4 protein-coding genes and 2 pseudogenes are annotated in these 6,785 nt (G+C 67.5%); 2 read left to right on the top strand and 4 right to left on the bottom strand.

The window, feature by feature from the left end:
* Nucleotides 1–288: pseudogene (locus Q0Q02_RS22640) on the bottom strand (OmpA family protein); the annotation flags it as partial.
* Nucleotides 289–501: 213 nt separating this feature from the next.
* Between Q0Q02_RS22640 and dapF the strand changes: the two are divergent.
* Nucleotides 502–1,386: a diaminopimelate epimerase gene (gene dapF / locus Q0Q02_RS22635; RefSeq protein ID WP_293812936.1), complete on the top strand. Its 885-nt coding sequence runs from the start codon at nt 502–504 to the stop codon at nt 1,384–1,386.
* Nucleotides 1,386–2,657 carry a tRNA (N(6)-L-threonylcarbamoyladenosine(37)-C(2))-methylthiotransferase MtaB gene (mtaB, locus tag Q0Q02_RS22630; protein WP_293812934.1) on the top strand — a complete coding sequence of 424 codons (1,272 nt, stop codon included), beginning with the start codon at nt 1,386–1,388 and terminating at the stop codon, nt 2,655–2,657. The genes dapF and mtaB overlap by 1 nt, the downstream gene beginning before the upstream one ends.
* A 243-nt stretch (nt 2,658–2,900) precedes the next feature.
* On the opposite strand, the gene Q0Q02_RS22625 is transcribed toward mtaB, so the two are convergent.
* The 3 genes and pseudogenes from Q0Q02_RS22625 to Q0Q02_RS22615 all read right to left on the bottom strand — a co-directional run.
* Complete coding sequence (locus Q0Q02_RS22625; protein WP_293812932.1) at nt 2,901–4,007, bottom strand: sulfite oxidase; 1,107 nt, start codon at nt 4,005–4,007, stop codon at nt 2,901–2,903.
* A gap of 99 nt (nt 4,008–4,106) precedes the next feature.
* The gene (locus Q0Q02_RS22620; RefSeq protein WP_293812930.1) at nt 4,107–5,822 is read right to left on the bottom strand and encodes an AMP-binding protein; all 1,716 of its coding nucleotides are present in this window, start codon (nt 5,820–5,822) and stop codon (nt 4,107–4,109) included.
* Between the two features lie 213 nt (nt 5,823–6,035).
* Nucleotides 6,036–6,785 (bottom strand): annotated as a pseudogene (locus Q0Q02_RS22615) (elongation factor G); the annotation flags it as partial.

The following is a 6,785-nucleotide window of genomic DNA, read 5'->3' as shown; positions in this document are numbered from 1 at the left end:
CGGCTGCGGCTCGGCCGGCCCCGGAAGCGTCGGCGCGGGCTGCATCGGCTGCGGCTCGGCCGGCCCCGGAAGCGTCGGCGCGGGCTGCATCGGCTGCGGCGTAACCGGGTTCGGCGGCGGCGGAGCCGGTTGGACCGGCTGCGGCCCCGGCTGGGAATCGGGCACGGGCACAGGCGGCGTCTGCGCCGGAGCCGACGGCATCTGGGCAGGGCTGGCGCCGGGCGGCGGGGCGAGAGGCGCGGACTCGACGGCAGGCGGCGGCGCCACGCGCGTCTGTGCGAGAACCATTCCGCTCGACAGGCTCGTCAAGCCGGCAAGCGCCAGAGCACAAATCCGCAAATACCGCCGAGAATCACGCATTGTCACGGCCTTAGAGTTTCATCCGATTCGCGCCCTTGCGGCGCAACATAGAATGTCCACCTTCTCTCAGGAACGGGGACGAGGGTGGCTTTTTCACGTCGCCTCGGCCATAGACCCACTATTCACGGGACGTGTGACCAAATGAACGCTCTGGCCAATCGCCGGTTCCTGAAGATGAACGGGCTCGGCAACCAGATCACGGTGCTGGACCTGCGCGGCAGCAAGCATGTGATCAGCGAAAGCGAGGCCCGCGCCATCGCCTCCGAGCCCCGCGCCCGTTTCGACCAGCTCATGGTCCTTCACGATGCCGCGACGCCCGGCACCGACGCCTTCGTGCGCATCTACAACACCGATGGCTCGGAAGCCGGCGCCTGCGGCAACGGCACACGCTGCGTCGCCTGGGCGATGATCGCCGACCCGCAGATGGGCGATCACAACAAGACCCGGCTCGCGCTCCAGACCAAGGCTGGGCTGCTGCCGGCCGTCCGCGAAGGCAAGAGCGTCTTCACCGTCGACATGGGCGCCCCGCGCCTCGCCTGGGACCAGATCCCGCTGGCCGAGCCCTTCGAGGACACCAGCCGCTTCGAGTTGCAGATCGGGCCGATCGATAACCCGATCCTGCACACGCCCTGCGCCGTCAACATGGGCAATCCGCACGCGGTCTTCTTCGTCGAAGACCCCTATGCCTACAATCTCGAGCAGATCGGCCCGCTGCTCGAGAACCATCCGATATTCCCCGACCGCGCCAATATCGAGCTCGCCGCGGTCAAGGCGCCCGACCATATCGTGCTGCGCGTCTGGGAGCGTGGCGCCGGTATCACCCAGGCCTGCGGCTCGGGGGCTTGTGCGGCGCTGGTCGCGGGCGTGCGCCGCGAGCTCACCGCCCGCAAGGCCACCGTCAGCCTGCCCGGCGGCGATCTCGCCATCGAATGGCGCGAGCGCGACGGCCATGTCCTGATGACCGGCCCGGTCGAGTTCGAATGGGAAGGCACGCTCGATCCGGCGTTGTTCACGAGCGCCGCCTGATGGCCCTTGAGGTCGCCACCTTCGGCTGCCGCCTCAACATCGTCGAGAGCGAGGCACTGAGGCTCCAGGCGGAAGCCGCCGGGTTGAAACACGCCGCCATCGTCAATTCCTGCGCCGTCACCGCCGAGGCGACCCGGCAGGCGCGGCAGGCCGTGCGTCGCCTCAAGCGCGAGCAGCCGGACAGGCCCGTGATCGTCACCGGCTGCGCCGCGCAGATCGAGTCCGCCCGCTTCGCCGCGATGCCGGAGGTCGATCGCGTCCTCGGCAATGACGAGAAGCTGCGTCCCGAGAACTGGGCGGCACTTGCCCGTTCCAACAGCCTCGGCCACCCCGACACCGTTGCCGCGGACAAGCTCGATGTTGGCGACATCATGGCCCACACCGCCATGCGTGCGCCGGTCACCGGCCGTTTCGCCAGCCATACGCGCGGCTTCGTCCAGGTCCAGAACGGCTGCGACCACCGCTGCACCTTCTGCGTCATCCCTTTCGGACGCGGCAATTCGCGCTCGCTCGCCATCGCCGATGTCGTCGCGCAGTGCCGCACGCTGCTGGAAGCCGGCGCCCGCGAGATCGTCCTGACCGGGGTCGACCTCACCAGCTACGGCCGCGACCTGACCGGCGAGCCGACGCTGGGTGCGCTCGCCGGGGCAATCCTGCGGACCCTGCCCGAATTACCGCGCCTGCGCCTCTCCTCGATCGACGCCGTCGAGGTCGACGACGCCTTGCGAGACCTGCTGGCGACCGAGGCGCGCCTGATGCCGCATCTGCATCTCTCCCTTCAGGCCGGCGACGACCTCATCCTCAAGCGCATGAAGCGCCGCCACAGCCGTGACGACGCCATTCGCTTCTGCGCCGAGATCCGCTCCTTGCGCCCCGATATCGTCTTCGGCGCCGATCTCATCGCCGGCTTCCCGACCGAGGACGAGGCCATGTTCGCCCGCTCGCTCGATCTCGTCGAAGCCTGCGGGCTCAGCTTCGTCCATGTCTTTCCCTACTCGGCCCGCCCGGGCACGCCGGCCGCGCGGATGCCGCAGCTTTCGGGAGAGATCGTCTCGGAACGCGCCGCGCGGCTGCGTGCAGCGGCAGGAGCGGCGCAGGCGCGGCATCTCGCCGAGCGCATTGGCCGCCCGCTCAGCGTGTTGACCGAACGCGGCAATACCGGCCGGGCCGAGGATTTCACGCTGGTTCGTTTCGCCCGCGACATCGCGCCGGGTGAGATCATGCCAGTCACCGGTCATTCTGCCGACGGCAAGGCGCTGCTGGCGGCCTGACCGGCCCCGTCATTCCCGGGCGCAGCGCCCCAAGAATCTCTTGCAGGATAGGGCGCCGCTTCCGGCCGGAGATGCTCGGGTCAAGCCCGAGCATGACGAGCTTGTTCGACCGAAGATTGGTGGATCGGGAGAGAAAGCCGCCTCGGTCGCCGATGGGAGGAGGAGTGACCGAGGCGGCAGAGCCATGCCCGAAATGGCAGACCCAACCCTTAGACGCGGCAACCCGCCAAAAGGTTCAAAACCTCAGGCGACGATCGAGCCGCGCACGCACTGGACCTGATTGTTGCAATATCCACGTGGGTTCCAGACTGGCTCCAGCGGCTGGACGCCGCCCTCGGCATCGCGCGCTCGCGCCATGACGACGAACGGTCCTGACTGTCCGGCAACGATCTCCGCCTCGAAGCGCCGCCAGGCGAAGCGCCCCTCGCCCGCTTGCAATGCGACATCCTGCCAACTCTCGCCACCATCCCCGGAGATCGCGACCGCCTCCAGCGGCACCGCACCGCTCCAGGCGAAGCCGGCGACCTTCAGTGCCTCACCCTGCTTCACCACGAAGCCGTCGAGCGGTGCGGTGAGCAGCGATTTGACCGGCATGTCGGTGATGACAGCGAAATTCTCAGGGTCGAGCGGCTCGCCGAGACGGACCGGCCGAATCGGCAAGCGATAATCCGTCCCGCGCATCTTCTCGCCGTCATGCTCGATATCGCGCAGGCTGATCCGGTCGAGCCATTTCTGCCAGGCCGAACCGGGATAGCCCGGCGCGACGATGCGCAACGGTCCGCCATGCAGGCGCGGCAAGGGCTCGTCATTCATGGCGAAGGCGATCAGGGTCTCCGCAGCCACCGCCTTGGCCATCGGCAGGCCGCGCGAGAGCGCAGCCTTCTCCGGCTTTCCGATCTGCCGGTCCGGCGCGTGATGCGCGGTATAGACAGCACCCGGCCTGGGGCCGGCATGTTCCAGCACATCCGCCAGCCTGACTCCGGTCCAGCGCGCGCAGCCGACGGCGCCAAGCCGCCATTGCAACCCGTCGGTCGCCGGCGAGAAGCGCGAGCGGCCATTGCCGGCGCATTCCAGGACAGCGGTGACCGTGACGGTCTCGAAGCGCTGGCGCAGGCCCTCGACGGTCCAGACGGCCGGGCGCTCGACCTCGCCGTCGATCGTCAGCGTCCAGCCTGTCTCGTCGATCTCCGGCAGGTGACCGTTATTGCGGATGAAGAAGGAATCGACCGGCGTGATCGGCTCGTCGAGCAGCGCGAGCGCCGGCTCGGCATTCAGCGCCTCCTCCTCGTAGACATGGAGGCCGGGCTTCAGGCGGCGCAGCAGGGGCAGTTCGACGAGACGATGAGGCAAGCGGCGATGATCCCCGGCGGCACGAGACGGTCACCCGCCGTCGCAAAGACCTGCAAGAGATGACACGTCGCTCGCCCGCCTGTCGACCGTCGCCCAGCGTCAGCGCTTGGCGACGACCTCCTCGCGCAGCGCCCGGCGCAGCACCTTGCCGACATTGGTCTTCGGCAGGCTCTCGCGGAAGAAGATCTGCTTGGGCACCTTGTAGCCCGTCAGGTTCTCCTTGCAGTAGGCCCGCAGTGCATCCGCCGTCAGCGTCTGGTCCTTGCGCACGACGAAGGCGGTCACCGCCTCGCCGGAATGCTCGTCGGGCAGGCCGATCACGGCCGATTCCAGCACGCCCGGATGCGAGGCCAGCACGTCCTCGACCTCGTTGGGATAGACGTTGAAGCCGGAGACCAGGACCATGTCCTTCATCCGGTCGACGACCTTGACCTGCCCGTCCGGCAGCATGACGCCAACATCGCCGCTGCGGAAATAGCCGTCGGCCGTCATCGCCTTGGCGGTCTCGTCCGGGCGGTTCCAGTAGCCCGCCATCACTTGCGGCCCGCGGATGCAGATCTCGCCGGCCTCGCCGAGCGGCATGTCATTGCCTTCGGCATCGCGGATCGCGACATCCGTCGAAGGAATCGGATAGCCGATCGTGCCGCTGAACTCGGTCAGGTCGGGCCGGTTGATCGTCGCGATCGGCGAGGTCTCGGAGAGCCCGTAGCCCTCGATGATCGGGCGCCCGGTCACGGCCTTCCACTGCTTGGCGACCGCGGCCTGGGTCGCCATGCCGCCAGCGACCGCGAAGCGCATTTCCGAGAAGTCGACCTGCCTGATCTCGGGGTGGTTGGCGAGCGCATTGTAGAGCGTGTTGACCCCGGAGAAGAGCGTGAAGCGGCTCGCCTTCAGCGTCTTGATGAAACCGGGGATGTCGCGGGGATTGGCAATCAGCAGGCTCTTGGCGCCGATGCGCAGCATGAACATGCAGCAGCAGGTCAGCGCGAAGATGTGGTAGAGCGGCAGCGCCGTCACCATGACATGCTGGTAGTCGCTGCGGCCGAGCGGCGGCTCCAGCACCCATTCGAGCCAGAAGCCGGCCTGCTGCACATTGGCCGCGACATTGCGATGCGTCAGCGTCGCGCCCTTGGCGACACCGGTCGTCCCGCCGGTGTATTGCAGGAAGGCGACGTCCTCCGGCACGACCGTCACGGGCGTCATTCGGGCCCCGCTCTGCAGGATCCGCTGGAAGCCGATCGCCCCCGGAAGATCGAACGGCTTCACCACCTTCTTGATCCGGCGCGCGACGAAATTGACGATTCTGCCCTTGAATCCCATCAGGTCGCCGGCCGTGGCGATGACGATGGCATCGAGCTTCAGATTCGGCTTCGCCTCCTGGACGACATGGGCGAAGTTCTCGATCACCACGAGCACGCGCACCCCGGCATCGTTGATCTGGTGGGTCAATTCACGCGCCGTATAGAGCGGATTGACGTTGACGACGGTGAAGCCGCCGAGCAGCACGCCGAAGATCGCAGCCGGATAGGCCAGGATATTCGGCATCATCAGGCCAACGCGGTCGCCCTTCTTCAGGCCCTTGGCCTGGAGCCAGCCGGCAAAGGCTTCGGCCGCGCGGCGCGTCTCGGCGAAGGTGATCGTCTTGCCGAAGCTCTCGAAGGCCGGGCGGTTGGCATGGGTCGAGCAGGCGGAGCCGATCAGGTCCGCCAGTGTCCCGATCTTGGCCTCGTCGAGCTCTGGCGGAACGGCCGGCGGATAATGCGCGAGCCAAGGGCGCAAGGCGTTCCTGGCCTGCGTGGCGCCGGTCGCAGTCATATTTCCCTCCCTCTCGCCCGGTTAGCCGCCCTGGAAGGCGGGTTCCGGTGCATTTTCATGTTTGTACAGTGCGAAACAGCGGCCGGCAGTGCAAGCGCCGGTCACCATAAGCAGCAGAATGTTTATATCTAAACAGTCCACATGGCACGAAATCAAGCCCGAACCGGGAGCCGAATGACGGCTCCCGGCGGGAGATGGGCTTGAATGGCGAGATCAGCGCCCTTGCGCGAGGGCGAGCGCCTGCGCCGAGACCACCGCCTCGGCCGGCCTGCCAGCGAGTTCCGCGAGATGGTCGAAGCGCGCACTGAACGAACCGACCCCCGATGTGGCCGAGCGCAATTCGACGATCAGCCCGGTCATCTCGGCTTCCGGCACCAGTGCCTTGATCTGGTCCCAGCCGCGCCAGCCGGGGCGCGTGTCATAGCCGAGAATCTGGCCGCGCCGGGCGGAGATCAGGGCGGAGGCCCGCGACATCGCCTCGGAGGGAATCACCACGTCGACAGAGAGGATCGGTTCGAGCAGAACCGGCTTCGCCTGAGGCATCGCCTCGCTCATGGCGAGGCGCGCCGCCTGCCGGAACGCCATGTCGGAGGAATCGACGGTGTGATAGGAGCCGTCCGTCAACATCACCGCGACATCGACGATCGGAAAGCCGAGCGGCCCCTTCTCACAGAAATCGCGCATGCCGGCCTCGACCGAGCCGATATACTGGCGCGGCACGACGCCGCCGGTGATCTTGTCGACGAACTGGATGCCCTCCCCGCGCGGCAGCGGCGCGACCTCGATCACCACGTCGCCATACTGGCCATGGCCGCCGCTCTGCTTGCGATGCCGGCCGCGCGCCCCGGCCTGACCGCGGATGGTCTCGCGATAACCGACCTGCGGGGTCTTGTTCGTCACCGTGACGCCATAGCGGCCGGCGAGCTTTTCGAGCGCGACGCGCAGATGCATCTCGCCCTGGCC

The sequence above is a fragment of the uncultured Allobosea sp. genome (assembly GCF_945956895.1).
Taxonomy (GTDB): Bacteria; Pseudomonadota; Alphaproteobacteria; order Rhizobiales; family Beijerinckiaceae; genus Allobosea.
This window is presented reverse-complemented; position numbering and strand designations above follow the sequence as displayed.

Coding starts and splice junctions, on each gene's coding strand:
- Q0Q02_RS22620 (WP_293812930.1), bottom strand. CDS start 5,822: ATGACTGCGACCGGCGCCACGCAGGCCAGGAACGCCTTGCGCCCTTGG.
- dapF (WP_293812936.1), top strand. CDS start 502: ATGAACGCTCTGGCCAATCGCCGGTTCCTGAAGATGAACGGGCTCGGC.
- mtaB (WP_293812934.1), top strand. CDS start 1,386: ATGGCCCTTGAGGTCGCCACCTTCGGCTGCCGCCTCAACATCGTCGAG.